The following is a 20539-nucleotide window of genomic DNA, read 5'->3' as shown; positions in this document are numbered from 1 at the left end:
GGACAAGAGGGATTGCAGGAGATTCAATTGAAAGTGTGCGCGGCATCGACGTCTTCCGTGACAGGCAAAGAGGTCGAGGCAGTTTGCGGGCGACACCACGCACACACTGCAAACAATAGTCACCCGAAGTGGGCGTGCCTTAGAAAACCTCGGCGAGCGTGGAAAAGTGGGGTGCCTGTCAAGGCGATGTGGGCATCTAGCCGGCCTGCGCCGCATCGAAGATATCCCGCAGCCACTGCGTGAACACCCGCACGCGCGACGACAACTGCCGGTTCTGCGGATAGAGCACCGACACCGGCATCGGCGGCGGGGCGAAATCGGCCAACAGCACTTTCAACCGCCCATCCGCGAGTTCATTGGCCACGCGGTAGCGCGGCACCTGCACCAGCCCCAGCCCCGCGACGGCCGAGCCGGTGTAGAGGTCGGCACCGGTCACAGAGACGACGGCGCCCAGTTGCACGTTCGTCACCTGCCCATCGACGGTGAATTCGAGCGGCACCGCCTTGCCCGTGCCGCTCGAGATGTAGTGAATGGCGCGGTGCGCAGCCAGCGCCTCGATGCTGTCCGGCTCGCCGTGCGCCGCCAGGTAGGCCGGGCTCGCGACCGTCACTTGCGGCAGCAGCGCCAGGCGCCGCCCGACCATCGACGAGTCTTGCAGGGTGCCCGCGCGCAGCACGCAGTCGACGCCTTCGCGCACCAGGTCGACCAGCCGGTCGTCTTCGCCGATGTGCAGTTCCAGTCCGGGGTAGCGCGCCAGGAAGGCCGGCAGCGCGGGCACGACGAAATGGCGCGCCAGCGTGCCCTGCAGGTTCACGCGCAGCAGGCCCTTGGGCGCTTCGTCGCGAAACAGGCCCTCGGCTTCTTCCACGTCGGCCAGCAGGCGCACGCAGCGGCGGTAGTAGGCCTCGCCGTCTTGCGTGAGGCGCACGGTGCGCGTGGTGCGCTCCAGCAGCCGCGTGCCGATGCGTTGTTCCACCCGCTTGATGAGGTTGGTGACGGTGGCACGCGGAATCTGCAGGTCTTCCGATGCCTGCGTGAAGCTCTGGCGCTCGGCGATGCGCACGAAGGCCTGCATTTCCTGGAAGCGGTCCATGGGGCGAGCCTTTCACTAATTGTTGAAGTAAATGGAATGGTAATGGCGATTTGTGGCTGATTATCTTTTGAGTGGAACGATCGAAGATTCGCTCACCCATCCACCACTGCAAAGGAAACGCCCCATGAACCAATCCATCCACGCCAAGGTCGCCATCGTCACCGGCGCATCGCGCGGCATCGGCGCCGCCGTTGCGCAACGCCTCGCACAAGATGGCTTCGCCGTCGCCATCAACTACGCATCGAGCCCGGCACAGGCCGACGCGCTGGTCGCCGAACTCACCGCCGCAGGCGCCCGCGCGATGGCCGTCAAGGCCGACGTGGCCAGCGCAAGCGAAGTGCGCGCCATGTTCGACGCCGTCGAGGCGCAACTCGGCAAGGTCGATGTGCTGGTCAACAACGCCGGCGTGCTCAAGACCGTGCCATTGGCCGAGCACACCGATGCGCTCTACGACCAGACCTTCGACATCAATGTGCGCGGCACCTTCAACACGCTGCGCGAGGCCGCCACACGCCTGAACGAAGGCGGGCGCATCGTCAACTTCTCCAGCACCACGCTGGCGCTGAACATGCCCGGCTACGCGATCTACAACGCCACCAAGGCGGCGGTCGAGGCCTTCACGCATGTGTTCGCCAAGGAACTGCGCGGGCGCAACGTCACGGTGAACGCGGTGGCGCCGGGCCCGATCGCGACCTCGCTGTTTCTCGACGGCAAGACCGAAGAGCAGATCCAGGCCTTCGCCAAGATGCCGCCGCTGCAGCGCCTGGGCCAGCCAGGAGACATTGCCTCGGTGGTGTCGTTCCTTGCCGGTCCGGATGCAGGCTGGGTCAATGGACAGATCCTGCGCGCCAACGGCGGCGTGGCCTGAGTTCCCCAACTGACCCAAGGAGAAACCGCCATGCACCAGCCTGCTTCCCATTCCAGTGCGGTCGCGCCGCGCTTCTTCAGCCTCGCCTATTCGGCCTTCACCGTGGCCGCTGCCGTGGTTGCAGCCGCCGCGTCCGCGATGGCACTCGTCCTCGAACTGCCCGTCTGGGCGATGTTCGTCGGCTGGGTGGCCTTCTACACCCGTGGCGTCACGGCGCGCGACGGTGTGTTCAACCTCGTCTGCGTGAGTCTGGGCGTGCTGATCGGGAAGGGCGCAGCCGTGGCCATCGGTGCGCTGGCTCCCGTGGTGGGCGCTGCGGCATTGCCGGCGGTGGTGCTGGTCGTCGCGCTCATCGTGGTGTCGATGCGCAGCGTGCCGCGCCTGAACAACCTGCTGTGCTACTTCCTCGGGCTGATCGCGTTCTTCGCGGTCCACCAGCCGCCTTCGCTGTCGCTGTTCGCCACGCTGGCGGGAGCGGCTGCGCTCGGATCGGTCGCGGCGTGGGCGGCCCATGCGCTGCAGCGTCGCGTGCATTGAAGACCAGGCGCCTCACGACTTTCTTCCCTTCTGTCCCTTCGCATCCATTCATTCATCCATCCCAGGAGTTCCATCATGCAATCCGTCATCCTCGTCACAGGCGCCGGCTCCGGCATCGGCAAGCTCACTGCGCAATCCCTCGCCGAAGCGGGCCACATCGTCTATGCATCGATGCGCGACATCGCAGGCCGCAACAACGGGCGCGCGACCGAACTGCGCACGCTGGCGGCGGCCAAGGGGCTCCAACTGCACCCGCTCGAACTCGACGTGCTGTCGCAAGCCTCCGCCGATGCCGCCGCGGCGACCATCGTTCGCGAGCAGGGCCACCTCGACGTCGTGATGCAGAACGCAGGCCATCTCGTGGTCGGGCCGACCGAGGCCTTCACGCCGGAAGAAATCATGAAGGCGTTCGACACCAACGTGCTCGGCGCCCAGCGCGTGAACCGCGCGGTGCTGCCGTACCTGCGCAAGCAGGAGTCGGGGCTGATGCTGTGGATCAGCAGCACGACCACTAAGGGCGGCTTTCCGCCGTTCATGGGCCCTTACGGCGCGGCCAAGGCGGCGATGGATTCGCTGGCCGTGACGCTGGCCTACGAGATCGCGCGTTTCGGCATCGAGACCTCGATCGTCGTGCCGGGTGCGTTCACCAAGGGTACCGATCACTTTCCGAGCGCAGGCAAGCCGGGCGATGCGGTCACCGCTGCCGCCTACAGTCGCTACGACGGCGTGATGGACCAGATCGGCGAGCGCCTGTCCGCGCTGACACCCGACCACGCCGACCCGCAAGCGGTGGCCGATGACATCGTCCGCATCGTGGGCCTGCCGGCCGGCACGCGGCCGATGCGTTCGTTGATCGATTTCGTGGGCGACGGCGCGACCGAGGTGTTCGAGGTGTCGGAGCGCGTGCGCGTCGAGTTTGCGAAACGCATCGGCATGGGTGACCTGCTCGAAGCCAAGGTTCGGCGCTAAGCGGGGCGTCACAAAAGTGCGGATGGTCTTCCTGTCCAATAGCGGCATGGAAAACCAATCGAACGAACTTGTAGAGCGTGTGACCGAGCTCGAAATCAAGTCGAGCTACGCCGAAGACCTGCTGGACCAACTGAACATGACGATCTACCGCCAACAGCAGCAGATCGACAGCCTGATCCAGCAGGTTGCGCATCTGCGGCAGCAGAGCCAGAACGCGGGGCAGGACGGGGCGGCGCGCAATCTTCGGGACGAATTGCCGCCTCATTACTGAGGGGCTGTTTGCGGTCTGTCTGGAGTGCGTTGTTCCGGCGCTGCTGTTGTTCAGGGCGACGCTCACGCCGACACGGTGCTCTTTTTCGCGAATGTCCCCCGCTTCGCTCCTCCTTTATTTCGCGAAAAAGAGCCCCGTATCGGCGCGAGCGTTGGACAGAGCAGTCGTTGATCAGCGATTCACCAGCAGCGTGCCCCTGTGCGAATGGCACCAGGTGCTCCCCGCAGCGAAATAAAGGAGGAGCGAAGCGGGGGACATTCGCGGAGGGGAGCACCTGGTGTCATTCGCACGCGCCCCGAATGAACCCGAACCATGCAGCGCGCCTCACCCGACAAGTCACCCGCACAGCCCCGAACGGGCCGCAAAGAAGAAAACGATCAGCCGTGCGAATGCCAGAGCACCGCAAAGAAGTGACAGGTGCTGCCAGCCAGCACGAACAGATGCCACACCGAATGGGCGTAGCGCACCTTGTTGTCGAACAGGAAGACAACAGCACCCGCTGTGTAGAACAAGCCACCGGCCACGAGCCAACCGAGGCCCGCCGCCGACATGCGCTCATACAGCGGCACCGCCGCCATCAACGCCATCCAGCCCATCGCCACATAGAGCCCCGTCGACCACAGCGGATGCTGCAGCCGGTTGAACAGCTTGGCGCTCACACCCAGCACGGCCGCCGCGCAGATCGCGCCGAACAAAGTCCAGCCCAGCGGCCCGCGCAGCACGCCGAACAGGAAGGGCATGTAGCTGCCCGCGATGAACAGGTAGATGGCCGCGTGATCCAGCCGGTTGAACCAGGCCTTGGCACGGCCCATCGGCAGCGCGTGGTACAGCGTGGAGATCAGGTACAGCACGATGGCCGTGCCCGCGAACAGGCAGGCGCCGACCACGCCCGCGGCCTGGCCCTTCTGCGAGGCGCTGTAGACCAGGATCGGCAGCGAGGCAATGGCGAGCAGCAGGCCCAGGCCATGGCTCAGCGCGTTGAAGAGTTCTTCCATCGCCGTCTGGTCGCGCGCCGCCAGAATGGGGGCGCGGGGCGAAGGATGCGTCTGTGAAGGTGCAGTCATCAGGAGCGGAACCTCATCATGAAAAATGGATTGCGGCATCAAGCTTGCCAGAAGCGTGCCACGCGTTCTGCGCGCTTGACCAGCTTGCGATCAAGGACTTCCCGATCAAGGGATCAAGGGGGCCTACTTGACCTGCTGCTTGCCCAGCTTGCGCGCCAGCGTGCGCCGGTGCATGCCGAGCCTGCGCGCGGTTTCGGAAATATTGAAGCCGGTCTCGGCCAGCGTCTCGTGGATGCGCTCCCATTCGAGCGTCTTGATCGAGGTCGAGCGGTTGGTCAGCTCCACTTCGGTGGTGCCCGTGGCGCGGCCGAAGGCGGCCTCGATGTCGTCGGTGTTCGAGGGCTTGGCCAGGTAGTGGCAGGCGCCGAGCTTGATGGCCTCGACGGCAGTGGCAATGCTGGCAAAGCCGGTCAGCACCACGATCAGCATCTTGGCGTTGTGCCGGTGCAGCATCTGCACGCACGCCAGGCCCGAGGCCTCACCGTTGAGCTTGAGATCGACCACCGCGTAGCCCGGAGAACGAGTTGCAAGCAGCGTCTCGACCTCCTCAAAGTTGCTCGCATGCGTGACCGTATAGCCACGGCGCTCGAAGGAGCGGCCCAGCGTGCGCGCGAAGGCATCGTCGTCCTCGACGATCAGCAACTGGCGCTCGGCTTCGGTTTCGGTCATGGCCTTGGCACTTCGATGGTTTCGCTTTCCACGTCTTCGTCTTCTTCCTCTTCTTCTTCCAGCACGATGGCCGCCAGCGGCAGCGTGATCTTCACGATGGCACCACCTTCGGGTCGGTTGCCCGCTGCCACACGGCCGCCGACGGTGCGCGCCACGTTGACGACCAGGAACAGCCCGAGCCCACCACCGGGGCGGCCCTTGCTCGACTGGTAGGGCTTGCCGAATTCCTTGAGGATGCCCGGCAGGAAGCCGGGGCCGGCATCGCTGACCGTGATGGTCAGTGTGTCGCCGTCATGTGCCGCTTCGAGGCGCAGCCAGTGCGGCGAAGCCTCCAGGGCATTGTCGAGCACGTTGCAGATCATCTGCTTGAGCGCCGAGTCGGACACCATGGGCAGGTCGTGGCCGAAGCGGTTCTCGTAGTCGAAGTCTTCCACCGGGCGCGTGGTGCGCCATTCTTCGACCAGGTCGTCGAGGAAGGTGCTGACGGTGGTTTCTTCGGATGACTCGCCGCGCGCCTCGCCGGCCGACAGCAGGATGCCGCTCACGATGCTCTTGCAGCGCTGGATCTGCAGTTCCATCTCGGCCACCTCGGTCAGCAGCTCGGGGTCGGAGCTGAAGTGCGGCAGCCGGCGCCAGTCGCCCAGGATCACCGCCAGCGTGGCAAGCGGCGTGCCCAGTTCGTGCGCGGCGCCCGAGGCCAGCAGGCCCATGCGCACGATGTGTTCTTCTTCCGAGGCGCGCTGGCGCAGGTCGGCCAGCCGCGCGTCGCGCGCGCGCAGGTTGCCGCTGATGCGGGTGATGAAGATCACCAGCAGCGCCGCATTGAGCGCAAAGCAGATCAGCATGCCCTGGATGTAGGGGCTCCAGAGGCCTCTATCGTGGTCCAGCGGCAATGCGAGGGGGCGCGAGAACAGCGCCAGCAGGGCAAAGCAGAAGCTGGTGACCACCACGATGGTCCAGGTCGACCAGGCCTTCAGAAGCACCGCGCCCAGGATGACCTGCAGCAGGTAGAGGAAGACGAAGGGATTGGTGGCGCCGCCGCTCAGGTAGAGCTGGGCCGTGAGCATGGCCACGTCGACCAGCAGCGCAAGGAACAGCTCGCCATTGGTCACGCGGCGATGGGTGCGCGAGCGCAGCAGGCTCACCACGTTGAAGAGCGCCAGGCAGGTCAGTACCTGCAGCATGTGGTCCAGCGGCAGGCGGATGCCGAAGCCGTAGTGCACGACCAAGATGGTCACGACCTGCCCGACCACCGCGAACCAGCGCAGCTGGATCAGCTGCTGCATGTTCTTGTGGCCGGTGGCGTTGTCCAGGCTCGCGACCCCGGCGCGGGGTGCGTGCAGTTCCCCCGCTATGGCGACGGTTTCAGTCGCGGCGGGCATCTTGGGTGGGGCGGCTGGCGTCGGCATGGGCTGCATTTTCGTCGCTGCCGTCCTTGCCACCGTTCAGGCCCCGCCGGCGCCGTTCGTCGCGCCACACGAACCATGCCGCGCCCAGCACCATCAACGCCAGCCCGTACCAGGTCAGGGCGTAGACGAGGTGGCTGTTGGGGAAGGCGATGACCGTCAGGCCGCCGGCGGGCCAGGCGGGGGCGGCATCGCCGTTGTTCGATGAAGGTGAAGGCGCCGCCGCGGCGTCGATGAAGTAGGGCGCCACGTCGTGCAGTCCGCGTGCCGCGGCAATCGCCTGGACGTCACGCGAGAACCAGCGGTCGGCCGCCGGGTCGTTCTTGCGCAGGAAGCCGCCCTTGGGTTCGGTGATGCGCAGCAGGCCGGTGACGGTGGTCTCGCCCTTCGGTTCGGGCGCGGTGCGGGCCGCGCGGTCGCGCGCCTCGGGCGGCACGAAGCCGCGATTGACCAGCACGACGGTGCCGTCAGCCGCCTGCAGCGGCGTCAGCACCCAGAAGCCGGCGCCGAGCCGGGTGCTGGCCTGGACCAGTGTTTCCTTGTCGCTGAGGAAGGTGCCGGCGATGCGCAGTTGCCGGTATTCGTCGTCGGCCGCATTGATCTGCGGCCAGCTGTCCCGCCCGGGGGGCGTGGCGGCCGGGGCATGCACGCGCTGGTCGACGCGGGCAATGAGATCGAGCTTCCAGGCCCTGCGCTCGACCTGCCAGGTGCCGAGCACCAGGAACCCGGCGAGGGCGGCGGCCAGGAAGACCGCCAGTGCCACCAGCCCGGCCACGGAGCGCTTGTTGTTGCGGCCGGTGGCTGTGTTGCCGCTGTTGTCGTCGCGGCGGTGGACTGGCGGCGAAGGCGTCAAGGCATGTTCTTCATGTCGTGCATGGACGGCATCATGTTGGTGTTCATGTGGTACATGACCCACAGCGAACCGGCCAGCGTGATGACCACGAGCACGAGCGTGAAGATCAGCGCCAGCATGTTCCAGCCGCCTTCGGACTTGGCGTCCATGTGCAGGAAGTACACCATGTGCACCACGATCTGCACCACGGCGAAGGCCAGGATGACGAGGGCGGTGGTGTTGGGCTTGTCGAAGACCTTGCTCATCACGAGCCAGAACGGAATCGCGGTGAGGATCACGGCCAGCACGAAGCCGGTCATGTAGCCCTTGAAGGTGCTGTGGCTCACGGGACCATCGTCGTGGTCGTCATGACCATGGGCGCCGTGGCCGGCGGTTTCGGTGTGCGCGCTCATTGCAGCGATCCCATCAGGTACACGAAGGTGAAGACGCCGATCCAGACCACGTCCAGAAAGTGCCAGAACATCGACAGGCACATCAGGCGGCGGCGGTTGGCGGCGGTGAAGCCGTGCTTGGGCAGCTGGATCATCAGCACGATGAGCCAGACGATGCCGAAGGTCACGTGCAGGCCGTGGGTGCCCACCAGCGCGAAGAACGACGACAGGAAGGCGCTGCGTTGCGGGCCCGCGCCTTCATGGATCAGGTGCGCGAACTCGTACAGCTCCAGGCCGATGAAGCCCGCGCCCAGCAGGCCGGTGATGGCCAGCCACACCAGCATGGTGCGCATGCGGCGCTTTTGCATCTCGAGCACGGCAAAGCCGTAGGTGATGGACGACAGCAGCAGCAGCGAGGTGTTGATCGCCACCAGCGGCAGGTCGAACAGGTCGGCGCCCGAGGGGCCGGCCGCGTAGCTGCGGCCCAGCACGCCGTACACCGCGAACAGGCAGGCGAAGATGAGACAGTCGCTCATCAGGTAGAGCCAGAACCCGAGCAGTGTGCCGTTTTCGGGGTGGTGGTCTTCGTTGCGGACGTTGAAGACCTCGAACGCCGGAGCGTTCGCGGTGTGGCCGGCCGTGCCGGCGGAAAGGGCGGTGGTATTAGACATGGGCAGCCAGGAGGCGCGTGCGCGCGTCTTCGGTGCTAACGACTTCTTCCGTGGGGATGTGATAGTCGCGCTTGTAGTTGAAGGTATGGATGATCACGGCGGCGAGCATGGCCACGAAGCCGAGGCCTGCCACGAGCCACATCTGCCAGATCAGGGCGAAGCCGCAGCCCGCGGCCAGCGCCGCGATGATGAAGCCGGCCGACGTGTTCTTGGGCATGTGGATGGGGCTGAAGCCGTCCACTGGACGCTGGTAGCCGCGGGCCTTCATGTCGGACCATGCGTCGTTGTCATGCACGCGCGGCGTGAACGCGAAGTTGTAGGCCGGCGGCGGCGACGAGGTCGACCATTCCAGCGTGCGGCCGTTCCACGGGTCGCCCGTGGTGTCGCGCAGCGATTCGCGGCGGATGAAGCTCACCACCAGCTGGATGATGAACGAGGCGATGCCCAGCGCAATCAGCACGGCGCCGAAGGCGGCGACCTGGAACCAGATCTGCAGCGACATGTCCTGGAAGTGGCTCATGCGGCGGGTCACGCCCATCAGGCCCAGGATGTACAGCGGCATGAAGGCGAACCAGAAGCCGACGATCCAGAACCAGAACGAGCACTTGCCCCAGAACGGATCGAGCTTGTAGCCGAAGGCCTTCGGGAACCAGTAGGTGATGCCTGCCAGCATGCCGAACAGCACGCCGCCGATGATCACGTTGTGGAAGTGGGCGATCAGGAACAGGCTGTTGTGCAGCACGAAGTCGGCCGGGGGAACGGCCAGCAGCACGCCGGTCATGCCGCCGATCACGAAGGTGATCATGAAGCCGATGGTCCACATCATGGGCAGCTCAAAGCGGATGCGGCCGCGGTACATGGTGAAGAGCCAGTTGAAGATCTTCGCCCCTGTAGGGATCGAGATGATCATCGTCGTGATGCCGAAGAACGAGTTCACGCTGGCGCCGGAGCCCATGGTGAAGAAGTGGTGCAGCCAGACGAGGTACGACAGGATGGTGATCACGACCGTGGCGTACACCATCGAGGCGTAGCCGAAGAGGCGCTTGCCGGAGAAGGTGGAGACCACTTCCGAGAAGATGCCGAAGGCCGGCAGGATCAGGATGTACACCTCGGGGTGGCCCCAGATCCAGATCAGGTTCACGTACATCATGGCGTTGCCGCCCATGTCGTTCGTGAAGAAGTTGGTGCCTGCGTAGCGGTCGAGCGACAGCAGGGCCAGCACGGCGGTCAGCACCGGGAAGGCGGCGACGATCAGCACGTTGGTGCACAGGGCGGTCCAGGTGAAGACGGGCATCTTCATCATGGTCATGCCGGGGGCGCGCATCTTCACGATGGTCGCCAGCAGGTTCACGCCAGAGAGCAGGGTACCTACCCCCGCAATCTGCAATGACCATATGTAGTAGTCGACCCCCACGTCGGGGCTGTAGAGAATGCCCGACAGCGGCGGGTAGGCCAGCCAGCCGGTCTTGGCGAATTCGCCGACGAACAGCGACGCCATCACGAGGCCGGCGCCGAAGGTGGTCATCCAGAAGCTGAAGTTGTTCAGGAACGGGAAGGCCACGTCGCGCGCGCCGATCTGCAGCGGCACCACGAAGTTCATGAGGCCCGTGACCAGCGGCATCGCCACGAAGAAGATCATGATCACGCCGTGGGCGGTGAAGATCTGGTCGTAGTGGTGCGGCGGCAGAAAGCCCGCGTTGTCGCCGAAGGCGAAGGCCTGCTGGGCCCGCATCATCAGGGCGTCGGCGAAGCCGCGCAGCAGCATCACCAGGCCCAGGATGATGTACATGATGCCGATCTTCTTGTGGTCGATGCTGGTGATCCAGTCGCGCCACAGCATGCCCCACAGCTTGAAGTAGGTCAGTGCGCCGAGGACGGCGATGCCGCCAAGGATCACGCCCGCGAAGGTCGCGAGCAGGATGGGCTCGTGGTAGGGAATCGCCTCCCAGGTGAGGCGGCCGAAGACGAGCTTCGTCAGGTCTAGGTTCTGCAACATCTTATTCTTCGGTGGTGCACATCGCGGTGACGTACTTGCGCTTGGGCGTGTCGAGGGAATCGGTCAGCCAGGCCTGCTTGGTGGCAACGTTGAAGGCGCCGGGCTTGCCCATGCCGCCGTCGGAGTCGATGGCCATCATTTCCTTCATGCACATCTTGTTGCGGTCCACGCACAGGTTCAGGATGGCGTCGTACAGGGCGGGATCGACGGTGGCGTAGTGGCGCACGGGCTCGCGTTCGCTCGGCACTTCGAGCTTCTTGTATTGCTCGCGGGTGAGTTCACCTTCCTTGCCGGTCTTGACCTTGGCAATCCACTGGTCGAAGCCTTCGTTGGTCAGGCCGTGGAACTTGAAGCGCATGCCCGAGAAGCCGGCGCCGCTGTAGTTGGCGGAAAAGCCTTCGAACTCGCCCGGCTTGTTGATCACCGCGTTCAACTTGGTCTGCATGCCCGGCATGGCATAGATCTGGCCGGCCAGCGCGGGGATGAAGAACGAGTTCATCACCGAGGAGGCTGTGATCTTGAACTCGATCGGGCGGTCCACCGGGGCGGCCAGCTCGTTCACCGTGGCGATGCCCTGCTCGGGGTAGATGAAGAGCCACTTCCAGTCGAGCGCCACCACTTCGACCACCAGCGGCTTGGTGTCCGCGGGAATCGGGCGCTGGGCGTCGAGGCGACGCAGCGGCTGGTAGGGGTCGAGCACGTGGGTGCTGATCCAGGTGATCGCGCCCAGCGCGATGATGATCAGCAGCGGCGCCGCCCAGATCGCCAGTTCGAGCTGGGTCGAGTGGTCCCAGTCGGGGCTGTAGGTCGCTTCCTTGTTCGACTGGCGGTAGCGCCAGGCGAAGAAGATGGTCAGCGCTATCACCGGGATGATGATGATCAGCATCAGCACGGTCGAGACGACGATCAGGCGTCCTTGCTGATTGGCGATGTCGCCGGAAGGGTTCATCAGCACCGTGTTACAGCCCGCCAGGAGGATGGCGGGGAGCAAAAGGAGTGATCGGCGAAGGTTCTTGAGGATGTGCATGCCGAGAAAAGAGGTGCGGGAGCGGCGCGAAAAGACCCCACAATCTACGCTCGAAGACGGGTTTCGCCTATTGGACGTTTTGTCCTATGGCGGTAAATGTGTTTCGGTGAGACGCTATAGGTTGTCCAAGATCCCATGTGTCACTTCCTGAGGTGACACCCGAATTACAGAAGCAATGACGACGTCCAGCATCAGTCCGCAAGGCGCCCAGCCGCTGCCGAACTCGCCCGAAACCGGCGCCCGGCAGGGTGACGACCACTCGCACATCGCCCCCGGCGAAATCGCGGTCGGCGTGGTCATCGGCCGCGCATCCGAATATTTTGACTTTTTCGTCTACGGCATCGCCTCGGTGCTGGTGTTTCCTGCGGTTTTCTTCCCGTTCGAGCAACATCTTGAAGGTGTTCTCTACTCTTTCCTGATTTTCTCGTTCGCCTTCATCGCGCGTCCGTTCGGAACTGTCATCTCGATGGCCATCCAGCGACGTTTCGGGCGGGAAGCCAAGCTGACCCTGGCGCTTTTCGTGCTCGGCACGTCCACCGCCGGCATCGCCTTCCTGCCGGGCTACGCCAGCCTCGGCTTCACGGCCATCGTGCTGCTGTCGGTGTTCCGCTTCGGCCAGGGCCTGGCGTTGGGCGGTTCGTGGGACGGCCTGCCGTCGCTGCTGGCGCTGAACGCGCCGGCCAACCGCCGCGGCTGGTACGCCATGCTGGGCCAGCTGGGCGCACCCATCGGCTTCTTCATTGCCAGCGCACTGTTCGCCTACCTGTACTCGAGCCTGCCGAGCGAGGACTTCCTCGACTGGGGCTGGCGCTACAGCTTCTACGTGGCCTTCGCGATCAACGTGGTGGCGCTGTTCGCCCGGCTGCGCCTCGTGGCCACCGACGAATACTCGCGCCTGCTCGAAGAGCGCGAACTGGAACCCACCAGCGTGACCGAGCTGGTCAGCTCGCAGGGTGCCAACATCCTGATCGGCGCGTTCGCCGCGCTGGCCAGCTACGCGCTGTTCCACCTGATCACCGTGTTCCCGCTGTCGTGGATCACGCTGTACTCGGACCAGTCCGTCACCGAATTCCTGGTGGTCCAGATGATCGGCGCGGTGCTTGGTGCCGCCGGCATCGTGGCTTCGGGCCTGCTGGCCGACCGCATCGGCCGTCGCTTCACGCTGGGCGGCCTGGCCGCCGTGATCGCGGCGTTCAGCGGCTTTGCGCCCACGTTGCTCGACGGTGGTCGCGTGGGCCAAGACATCTTCATCCTGGTGGGCTTCGTGATCCTGGGCCTGTCGTACGGCCAGGCGGCCGGCGCCGTGACCTCGAACTTCGCGCCCAAATACCGCTACGTCGGTGCGGCCCTGACGGCCGACGTGGCCTGGCTGATCGGCGCGGCGTTCGCACCGCTGGTCGCCCTTGGCCTGTCAGCCCACTTCGGCCTTGCTTATGTCAGCGTCTACCTGCTGTCGGGCGCCATTGCTACCCTGGCGGCACTGGGCCTGAATCGGGCGCTGGCGCGCGACTGACCGGCGTTCTCAGCCGTTCTTTCCAAAAGGGGCCTGCGGGCCCCTTTCCCATTTCTGGCGCAACGGTTGGCGTGCTGGCTTAGGATTCGCCGATGTTTGCCGCCGCCATCTTCGACATGGACGGGCTGCTCATCGACTCGGAGCGGCCCATCATGGCCGCCTGGATCGAGGCGGCCCGCACGCTCGACATCGAGCTTTCGCACAGCCAGTACCTGCAGGTGGTCGGGCTCGCCACCGTGGAGTCCGAGCTGATCCTGGCCTCGCTGCTCGGCGGGCCCGAGGCGTACCGCCATGCCGTGGCCCACGTCCGCCAGCGCCTGCAACTGGAGCGCGTGGACGGCACGCCGCTCTTTCCCATCAAGCCCGGTGCGAACGAGTTCCTGACCGCCTTGCGCGAGCGCGGCACGCGCTGCGCAGTGGCGTCGTCGTCCACCAGCGGCCAGATCCAGGCCTGCCTGGGCAGCCTGGGCCTGCTGCATCACTTCTCGGCCTTCGCGGGCGGTGATGAGGTAGTGCGCGCCAAGCCCGACCCGGCGCTCTACCGGCTCGCCGCCGAGCGGCTGGACGTCGACCCGGCACAGTGCATCGCCTTCGAGGACAGCGAGAACGGCGCCAAGGCCGCGCTGGCGGCGGGCATGCGTGTGGTGGTCGTCCCGGACCTGAAGCATCCGCCCGCCTCGATCACCGAGCGCGCGTTCCATGTGCTCGATTCGTTGCACGATGCGGTGGCGCATGTGCCGCGCTGGTTTCCGCAATGACCAGCCCCTCTCTGCCTCCCGTCGCGGACCTGCTGCGCTATCAGGCGGCTCGGTTGGGTCTCGGTACGCTGGACGCCGACACGATCAAGAAAACCATCGTTGAACTCATGAACGGCGGCTTTTATGTCGACGAGTGCCAGGATGTGTTGGATGCATTCCCTCATCCTCGAATGGACGAGGTGTTGCCGGCGTTCAAGGCGGCTCTGGATCACCACGGGGTTGCGTTACCGAACAGGGAGGCTGCGGTCTGGCTGCTCATCGAGTACCGGGCTCTTCGGATGGCATCGGAACACTTCGACGCCGTGGAAGAATTGAGCCTGCTCATCGAGGACGTCTACTACTCGTACGATTTTCACGCCCCGGCCGGAGGGTTTCTTGGAGACTCTCACGACATTGAGAAGCTCATCGGAATCTATTGGGGGAGCGAAGCGTTGAGAGAAGGCTCAGGCGATTCCCCGCTGGATGGTGAGGCTCTCATCGCGCTGAATTGCGACATACGGGCCGAGGCGAGGCGCTGGCTGGCAAAGCACCCATGATCAAGATCGGCACGCTCTGCCATGTGGTCGACAGCTGCCTCGCGTCGCCAATGACCGAGCGCGCCGTGGGGCGCATCGTCGAAGTGGTCTCGCTGCCCTACGACGCGCCCAGCGAGCGCTACCTGCCCGGCACCTACTACGACGTGCTGTTCGAGGGCTGGACCTTCTACTGCCGCAGCGACAAGCTCGTGCCGATCAACGACCCCGACGCGGACGTCGGCCGCTGGGAGGACGAGTTCCTCGACCAGCCGGCGGGCGCGGCTCAGAGCACTTCGTCGCGCAACTGCGGGAACACCTTCGATACCTTCGCGAGCAGGTAATCGCCGTAGCGGCCGCTGAAGGCGTGCACGTTGGCGCGGTCCCAGCGCTCGGCGCTGTCGTCCAGCGCCTCGGCGCCCGCAAGCCCGTCGATGCGCTGCACGCGCGCCTCGAAATTCGGATCGAAGAACAGCGGAAACGACAGCCGGTCGCGGCCCGAGGTGTTGCGCTTGACGCGGTGCGGCGTCGACTTGTAGAGCCCGCCGGTCATGCGGTCGAGCATGTCGCCGATGTTGCAGATGAACGAGCCAGCAATCGGTGGCGCGTCGATCCAGCCGCCCGGCGTGTGCACTGCAAGGCCGCCCACGTTGTCCTGGTGAAGGATGGTGAGCAGGCCGTAGTCGGTGTGCTCGCCCACGCCCCATTGCACATCCAGCCCTTCGGGCACGGGCTGCGAAGGGTAGTTGAAGAGGCGAAACAAAATCAGCGGATCGGCCGTGTAGCGCTCTGCGAAGTAGGGCGCCGGCAGGCCGAGGCTGAGCGCGATGCCTTCCATCAACCGGTGGCCGAGCTGCGTGACGGCGGCCATGTAGTCGAGGATGGTTTCGCGAAAACCCGGCACGTCGGGGAACAGGTTGGGCCCGTGCACCGGCGTCTTCGCCTGCACCAGCGGGTGCGTGGCGGGCAGCTCGGTGCCGAGGTACAGGCCTTCCTTCCAGTCGGGCCGGCCCGAGGTCAGCTCGCCGCCGAGGGGGAAGAAGCCGCGCCATGCACGACCGCCCAGTGCCATGCGCCATTGCATCTTGCTTTCTTCGGGCAGCTCGAAGAACCGGTGGCTCAGGTCTTCGAGCCGCTGCACCAGCGCCGCATCAACGCCATGACCCGTGACATAGAAGAAGCCGTGCGCCCGGCAGGCCGCGCCGATCTGGGCGGCCACGTCGTCGCGTGCAGCCGTGCCGGCCACGAGCGGTGCAACGTCGATCACGGGCAGCGAGAGGAGGTCGGAAGAAGTGGTGGTCATGGTCGTGGAAAGCATGTCATGCGCTGCGGGCAAACGGCGAGCGGATGTCCGAAAGGAACTGCTGCGCGCGGGGATGCTGCGGGCGGTTGAAGAAGTCGTCGGGCGTGGCGCGCTCCAGCACCTTGCCTTCGTCCATGAAGAGCACGCGGTCGGCCACCTCGCGCGCAAAGCCCATCTCGTGCGTGACGCACACCATGGTCATGCCGTCGCGCGTGAGGTCGCGCATCACCAGCAGCACCTCGCCGACCATCTCGGGGTCGAGCGCGCTGGTGGGTTCGTCGAACAGCATCAGCGGCGGTTGCATCGCGAGCGCACGTGCGATGGCCACGCGCTGCTGCTGGCCGCCCGACAGCTCGCTCGGCCAGGCATCGGCCTTGTTCGACAGGCCCACGCGCTGCAGCAGGGCCATCGCGCGGTCTTCGGCTTCCTTGCGCGAGAGGCCACGCAGTTGCATCGGCGCCATCGTGCAGTTCTGCAGCACCGTGAGGTGAGGGAACAGGTTGAACTGCTGGAACACGAAGCCGATGCGCGAGCGGAAGGCATTCACGTCGGTACCGGGCGCGTGGATGTCCTTGCCTTCGAGCAGGATGCGGCCCGACTGGATCGGCTCCAGCCGGTTGAAGGTTCGGATCAGCGTCGACTTGCCTGAGCCCGAAGGCCCGCACACGACCACCACCTCGCCCTTGTGGATGGTCTCGGTCACGTCGACCAGGGCGTGGTAGCTGCCGTACCACTTGTTGACTTTGTCGAGTTCGATCATGCGGGCACCTTGGCGGTAGAAGCGGCGGTCGAGAGGCCGCGGCGCGCGAGCCGGCGCTCCAGCCAGTAGGCGAAGCGCGACAGGCCGAAGCACAGGATGAAGTAGGTCAGGCCCAGGATCAGGTAGATCTGCGCCGGCTTGGTGAACACCTGCGTGTTGATCTGCGTGGCGATGAACGACACCTCGGCCAGCCCGATGATGTAGCCCAACGAGGTCTCCTTGATGGTCGAGACGAACTGGTTCACCAGCGACGGCAGCATGCTGCGAAGCGCCTGCGGCAGCACCACGAGGCGCATCGCGCGGCCATAGCTCAGGCCGAGCGCGCGGGCGGTTTCCATCTGGCCGCGCGGCAGGCCTTGGATGCCGGCGCGCACGATCTCGGCCAGGTAGGCGGCGTCGAACACCACCAGCGCGATCAGCATGGTGGTGAACTGGTCGGTCTTGATGCCGGTGACGCTGGGCAGGAAGAAGTAGGCCCAGAAGATCACCATCAGCAGCGGCAGGCCGCGCACCACGAACACGAAGCCCGTGACCGGCCAGCGCAGCCAGCGCCACGGGCTCACGCGCGCCAGGCCGAGCGCGATGCCCAGGGGCAGCGCCAGAATCAGCCCGCACGAGGCCAGCAGCAGCGTGAGCACGAGGCCGCCGAGTGGCCCGTTCGGGTACTGCCCGATGAGGAAGTAGACCCAGTAGTCGTTGATGATCTGCAGCATCAGTAATGGCCCCCACGCTCGGCACTGCGTGTCCTCGCTGCCCCCCGAGGGGGCCGCTCGCGCCTTGGGGCGGCCCGGCGTCGCTCGGTCGCGTTCATATGGTCCGCACCGGGAACCGGTGCTGGTACCAGGTCGCCAACCCAGTGATCGCCAGCGACACCGTGAGGTACGCCGCGCTCGCGAACGCGAACGACTCGAAGCTGCGGAAGGTGGCGCTCTCCACCTGGCCGGCCTGGTACATCAGCTCGGCCACGCCGATCACGGTGGCGATGGAAGTGTTCTTCCACAGGCTCAGCGTCTGCGAGATCAGCGGCGGAATGGTCACGCGCAGCGCCTGCGGCAGCACCACGCGGCGCATGGTGGCCAGGTAGCTGAAACCCATCGCGCGTCCGGCCTCGAACTGCACCGTGGGAATCGCGCGGATGCCGCTGCGGATGTCTTCCGCCATGAAGGCCGCCGTGTAGAGCGCCAGCGCGATCACGGCGCTGAAGGCTTCGATGTGGCCGGCATAGAGCCACTGCTTGATGCCCTCGGGCAGCAGCTCGGGCGCGCCGAAATACCAGAACAGCATGTGCGCGAGCAGCGGGATGTTGCGGATCGACTCGACGTACGCAAAGCCGAGCCAGCGCAGCGCTGCGAAGGGCGAGAGCCGCAGCATCGCCACTGCGAGCGCGATGGGCAGCGCCAGCACCAGCGCGGCCGCGAGCAATTGCAGCGAAAGCAGCAGGCCCGCGACAAGCATGTCGTGGTACTTGCCGGTCAGCAGCAAGGAATAGTCGAACAGGGGCATGGGGGGCGACAGTATCACCGTCGCGGGGGGAATCTTCTCCCTCCCCCGTTGGGGGAGGGTTGGGATGGGGGCACGGCGGCGATCAATGCGTCACGGCCTGCGACATGTGCACAGGCCGCTTGCCCCCATCCCGGCCTTCCCCCGGAAGGGGAAGGAGAAATACCGGGAGGTCAGTCGATCTTGTCGGTATCGAGCTTGAAGTCGCGCGTCTGGAAGCCGGAGGCCGTATCCGGGCCGTACCACTTGATGAAGATCTTCTGTGCGTCGCCCGACTTCTCGAGTTCGCGCAGCGTGTCGTCCACCACGGCCTTCAGGCCGGTCTCGCCCTTCTTGATGCCGATGGCCAGCGACTCGGTGCTCAGGTTCTGCTTGAGCACCACGTACTGCGCCTTCTGCGGACCGAGCTTGGCGTAGCTGCGCAGCAGCGCGGCCTCGTCGTCCACATAGCCCACGCCCTTGCCTTGCTGCAGAGCCTGGAAGGCTTGCTGGCTGGTGTCGAAGGTCACGACGTCGGCGGTGGGCACGGCCTTGCGGATGTTGGGCTCTTGAGTGCCGCCACGGATGGTCAGCACCTTCTTGCCGCCGAGCTGCGGCACCTCGGTGATGCCGCTGTCCTTCTTCACGATGGCCTTCTGGCCGGTGACGAAGGTGGTGAGCGAGAAGTCGATCTGCGCCTCGCGCTCCTTGTTGTGCGTGAGGCCGGCAGCCACCAGGTCCACGTGGCCCTGCTGCAGCTCGGGAATGCGCGCGGCCACGGCGATCTGCTTGAGCACCGGCTTCACACCGATCTTCTTTGCGATGGCATTCACCAGGTCGACTTCGTAGCCGACGATCTGGCGCGTCTTCGGGTCGATGAAGGTAGCGGGCTCGTCGGTGCCGAGCACGCCGACCACGAGTTCGCCCTTCTTCTTGATGTCGGCCAACTGGTCGGCATGGGCGACGGTGCCGAGCAGGAAAGTGGAAGCGGCGACGGCCGCGGCGAGCAGTGTGTGGCGCATGGTTGTTCTCTCTCCGGAAGGAAATTCAGGGCCGAACCATAGCAACAAAACCCAGGATCATTAAATCGTCAATCCACATATGTATATGGGTAAGCTGAAGGCGCCCATGGCGGGCTGGGGTAAATTCGCGGCGCGAAAAATGCGCTCCCGTCGTTTTTCGCGGTTTCTCTTCCAGCGAGCTCTTCATGATCATCAAACCGCGTGTGCGCGGCTTCATCTGCATTACCACCCATCCCGTGGGTTGCGAAGCCAATGTCCGGCAACAGATCGACTACGTCAAAGCCCAGGCGCCCATCGCGGGCGGTCCGAAGCGGGTGCTGGTGATCGGCGCATCGACCGGCTACGGCCTGGCCGCGCGCATCACCTCGGCCTTCGGCTGCGGTGCCGACACGCTGGGCGTGTTCTTCGAGCGCGCCGGCAGCGAGACCAAGCCTGCATCGCCCGGCTGGTACAACACGGCCGCCTTCCATAAGGCGGCAACGGCCGAAGGGCGCTACGCGAAGAGCATCAACGGCGACGGCTTCTCCGACGCCGTCAAGCAGCAGACCATCGACACGATCCGGGCCGACCTCGGGCAGGTCGACCTCGTGGTCTACAGCCTGGCCGCGCCACGGCGCACGCACCCGAAGACCGGGCAGGTCTTCAACTCCACGCTCAAGCCCATCGGCAAGGCCGTCAACCTGCGCGGCCTGGACACCGACAACGAGGTCGTCAAGGAATCCGTGCTGCAGCCCGCCACGCAGGAAGAGATCGACAACACGGTGGCCGTGATGGGCGGCGAAGACTGGCAGATGTGGATCGACGCGCTGCAAGCGGCCGGCGTGCTGGCCGATGGCGCGAAGACCACGGCCTTCACCTACCTGGGCGAGCAGATCACCCACGACATCTACTGGAACGGCTCCATCGGCGCGGCCAAGAAAGACCTCGACCAGAAGGTGCTCGGCCTTCGCCAGACGCTGGCCGCGAAGGGCGGCGACGCGCGCGTGTCGGTGCTGAAAGCGGTGGTCACGCAGGCCAGCTCGGCCATTCCGATGATGCCGCTGTACCTGTCGCTGCTGTTCAAGGTGATGAAGGCAGAGGGCACGCACGAAGGCTGCATCGAGCAGGTGCACGGCCTGTATGCCGAGAGCCTTTACGGCAACGCACCGCACGCCGACGAAGAAGGCCGCCTGCGCGCGGACTACAAGGAACTGGCGCCGCAGGTGCAGGCCCGCGTGCAGGAACTGTGGCCGCAGGTGACCAACGAGAACCTGTACGAGCTGACGGATTTCGCCGGCTACAAGACCGAGTTCTTGCGGCTCTTCGGCTTTGCCGTCGAGGGCGTGGACTACGAGGCCGACGTGAACCCCGACGTGGGGATTCCGGACCTGATCCAGGTCTAGGGAGTCCGGGGAGGG

General features: G+C 65.4%; 23 protein-coding genes. 9 read left to right on the top strand and 14 right to left on the bottom strand.

All coding sequences use genetic code 11. From position 1 onward, the window contains the following. Nucleotides 1-196: 196 nt before the first annotated feature. On the bottom strand, nucleotides 197-1093 hold the full coding sequence (locus ACSFB7_RS18640) for a LysR family transcriptional regulator (protein ID WP_435472683.1): 897 nt from the start codon (nucleotides 1091-1093) through the stop codon (nucleotides 197-199). A 124-nt stretch (nucleotides 1094-1217) separates the two neighbouring features. Between ACSFB7_RS18640 and ACSFB7_RS18635 the strand changes: the two genes are divergently transcribed. The 4 genes from ACSFB7_RS18635 to ACSFB7_RS18620 all read left to right on the top strand — a co-directional run bounded on the left by ACSFB7_RS18635 (nucleotide 1218) and on the right by ACSFB7_RS18620 (nucleotide 3738). After that, complete coding sequence (locus ACSFB7_RS18635) at nucleotides 1218-1961, top strand: SDR family oxidoreductase (RefSeq protein ID WP_435472681.1); 744 nt, start codon at nucleotides 1218-1220, stop codon at nucleotides 1959-1961. A gap of 30 nt (nucleotides 1962-1991) precedes the next feature. After that, complete coding sequence (locus ACSFB7_RS18630) at nucleotides 1992-2498, top strand: DUF1097 domain-containing protein (RefSeq protein ID WP_435472679.1); 507 nt, start codon at nucleotides 1992-1994, stop codon at nucleotides 2496-2498. 75 nt (nucleotides 2499-2573) lie between these two features. Beyond that, complete coding sequence (locus ACSFB7_RS18625) at nucleotides 2574-3467, top strand: SDR family oxidoreductase (RefSeq protein WP_435472677.1); 894 nt, start codon at nucleotides 2574-2576, stop codon at nucleotides 3465-3467. A gap of 46 nt (nucleotides 3468-3513) precedes the next feature. Next, entirely contained in the window at nucleotides 3514-3738 is a 225-nt protein-coding gene (locus tag ACSFB7_RS18620) for a SlyX family protein (RefSeq protein ID WP_435472675.1), read from the top strand. 377 nt (nucleotides 3739-4115) lie between these two features. Here ACSFB7_RS18620 and trhA read toward each other — a convergent pair whose 3' ends face one another. The 8 genes from trhA to cyoA all read right to left on the bottom strand — a co-directional run bounded on the left by trhA (nucleotide 4116) and on the right by cyoA (nucleotide 11795). Beyond that, nucleotides 4116-4802 carry a PAQR family membrane homeostasis protein TrhA gene (trhA, locus tag ACSFB7_RS18615; RefSeq protein WP_435472673.1) on the bottom strand — a complete coding sequence of 229 codons (687 nt, stop codon included), beginning with the start codon at nucleotides 4800-4802 and terminating at the stop codon, nucleotides 4116-4118. 123 nt (nucleotides 4803-4925) lie between these two features. Then, nucleotides 4926-5471 carry a response regulator transcription factor gene (locus ACSFB7_RS18610; RefSeq protein ID WP_435472671.1) on the bottom strand — a complete coding sequence of 182 codons (546 nt, stop codon included), beginning with the start codon at nucleotides 5469-5471 and terminating at the stop codon, nucleotides 4926-4928. Next, nucleotides 5468-6853, bottom strand: coding sequence for an ATP-binding protein (locus ACSFB7_RS18605; protein WP_435472709.1), 1386 nt, complete (start codon nucleotides 6851-6853; stop codon nucleotides 5468-5470). Before ACSFB7_RS18605 ends, ACSFB7_RS18610 begins: the two co-directional genes overlap by 4 nt. Beyond that, complete coding sequence (locus ACSFB7_RS18600; protein WP_435472669.1) at nucleotides 6837-7730, bottom strand: SURF1 family protein; 894 nt, start codon at nucleotides 7728-7730, stop codon at nucleotides 6837-6839. Before ACSFB7_RS18600 ends, ACSFB7_RS18605 begins: the two co-directional genes overlap by 17 nt. After that, nucleotides 7727-8122, bottom strand: a complete 396-nt coding sequence (cyoD, locus tag ACSFB7_RS18595) for a cytochrome o ubiquinol oxidase subunit IV (protein WP_435472667.1) — start codon at nucleotides 8120-8122, stop codon at nucleotides 7727-7729. Before cyoD ends, ACSFB7_RS18600 begins: the two co-directional genes overlap by 4 nt. Next, nucleotides 8119-8772, bottom strand: a complete 654-nt coding sequence (gene cyoC, locus ACSFB7_RS18590) for a cytochrome o ubiquinol oxidase subunit III (protein ID WP_435472665.1) — start codon at nucleotides 8770-8772, stop codon at nucleotides 8119-8121. Before cyoC ends, cyoD begins: the two co-directional genes overlap by 4 nt. Then, nucleotides 8765-10768 (bottom strand): cytochrome o ubiquinol oxidase subunit I, encoded by a 2004-nt coding sequence (gene cyoB / locus ACSFB7_RS18585; RefSeq protein WP_435472663.1) that lies wholly within the window; start codon nucleotides 10766-10768, stop codon nucleotides 8765-8767. Before cyoB ends, cyoC begins: the two co-directional genes overlap by 8 nt. 1 nt (nucleotide 10769) lies before the next feature. Then, nucleotides 10770-11795, bottom strand: coding sequence for a ubiquinol oxidase subunit II (gene cyoA / locus ACSFB7_RS18580; protein WP_435472661.1), 1026 nt, complete (start codon nucleotides 11793-11795; stop codon nucleotides 10770-10772). A 175-nt stretch (nucleotides 11796-11970) separates the two neighbouring features. On the opposite strand from cyoA, the gene ACSFB7_RS18575 reads away from it, so the two are divergent. From ACSFB7_RS18575 to ACSFB7_RS18560, 4 genes are all read left to right on the top strand, one after another. Next, nucleotides 11971-13308: an MFS transporter gene (locus ACSFB7_RS18575; RefSeq protein WP_435472659.1), complete on the top strand. Its 1338-nt coding sequence runs from the start codon at nucleotides 11971-11973 to the stop codon at nucleotides 13306-13308. A 92-nt stretch (nucleotides 13309-13400) separates the two neighbouring features. Beyond that, complete coding sequence (locus tag ACSFB7_RS18570) at nucleotides 13401-14066, top strand: HAD family hydrolase (protein WP_435472657.1); 666 nt, start codon at nucleotides 13401-13403, stop codon at nucleotides 14064-14066. Then, on the top strand, nucleotides 14063-14602 hold the full coding sequence (locus ACSFB7_RS18565; RefSeq protein ID WP_435472655.1) for a hypothetical protein: 540 nt from the start codon (nucleotides 14063-14065) through the stop codon (nucleotides 14600-14602). The genes ACSFB7_RS18570 and ACSFB7_RS18565 overlap by 4 nt, the downstream gene beginning before the upstream one ends. Further along, entirely contained in the window at nucleotides 14599-14922 is a 324-nt protein-coding gene (locus ACSFB7_RS18560; RefSeq protein WP_435472653.1) for a hypothetical protein, read from the top strand. Before ACSFB7_RS18565 ends, ACSFB7_RS18560 begins: the two co-directional genes overlap by 4 nt. Here the strand turns inward: ACSFB7_RS18560 and ACSFB7_RS18555 are convergent. From ACSFB7_RS18555 to ACSFB7_RS18535, 5 genes are all read right to left on the bottom strand, one after another. Then, nucleotides 14865-15881: an isopenicillin N synthase family dioxygenase gene (locus ACSFB7_RS18555; protein ID WP_435472651.1), complete on the bottom strand. Its 1017-nt coding sequence runs from the start codon at nucleotides 15879-15881 to the stop codon at nucleotides 14865-14867. The genes ACSFB7_RS18560 and ACSFB7_RS18555 overlap by 58 nt on opposite strands. A 16-nt stretch (nucleotides 15882-15897) precedes the next feature. Continuing rightward, on the bottom strand, nucleotides 15898-16641 hold the full coding sequence (locus tag ACSFB7_RS18550) for an amino acid ABC transporter ATP-binding protein (protein WP_435472649.1): 744 nt from the start codon (nucleotides 16639-16641) through the stop codon (nucleotides 15898-15900). Beyond that, the gene (locus ACSFB7_RS18545) at nucleotides 16638-17354 is read right to left on the bottom strand and encodes an amino acid ABC transporter permease (RefSeq protein ID WP_093238210.1); all 717 of its coding nucleotides are present in this window, start codon (nucleotides 17352-17354) and stop codon (nucleotides 16638-16640) included. Before ACSFB7_RS18545 ends, ACSFB7_RS18550 begins: the two co-directional genes overlap by 4 nt. A gap of 94 nt (nucleotides 17355-17448) precedes the next feature. After that, the gene (locus tag ACSFB7_RS18540) at nucleotides 17449-18144 is read right to left on the bottom strand and encodes an amino acid ABC transporter permease (protein WP_435472646.1); all 696 of its coding nucleotides are present in this window, start codon (nucleotides 18142-18144) and stop codon (nucleotides 17449-17451) included. A gap of 170 nt (nucleotides 18145-18314) precedes the next feature. Beyond that, nucleotides 18315-19142: an ABC transporter substrate-binding protein gene (locus ACSFB7_RS18535; protein ID WP_435472644.1), complete on the bottom strand. Its 828-nt coding sequence runs from the start codon at nucleotides 19140-19142 to the stop codon at nucleotides 18315-18317. Between the two features lie 185 nt (nucleotides 19143-19327). On the opposite strand from ACSFB7_RS18535, the gene fabV reads away from it, so the two are divergent. After that, on the top strand, nucleotides 19328-20524 hold the full coding sequence (gene fabV, locus ACSFB7_RS18530) for an enoyl-ACP reductase FabV (RefSeq protein ID WP_435472642.1): 1197 nt from the start codon (nucleotides 19328-19330) through the stop codon (nucleotides 20522-20524). Nucleotides 20525-20539 lie beyond the last annotated feature (15 nt).

The organism is Variovorax raffinosi (assembly GCF_051216615.1).
Taxonomy (GTDB): Bacteria; Pseudomonadota; Gammaproteobacteria; order Burkholderiales; family Burkholderiaceae_C; genus Variovorax.
This window is presented reverse-complemented; position numbering and strand designations above follow the sequence as displayed.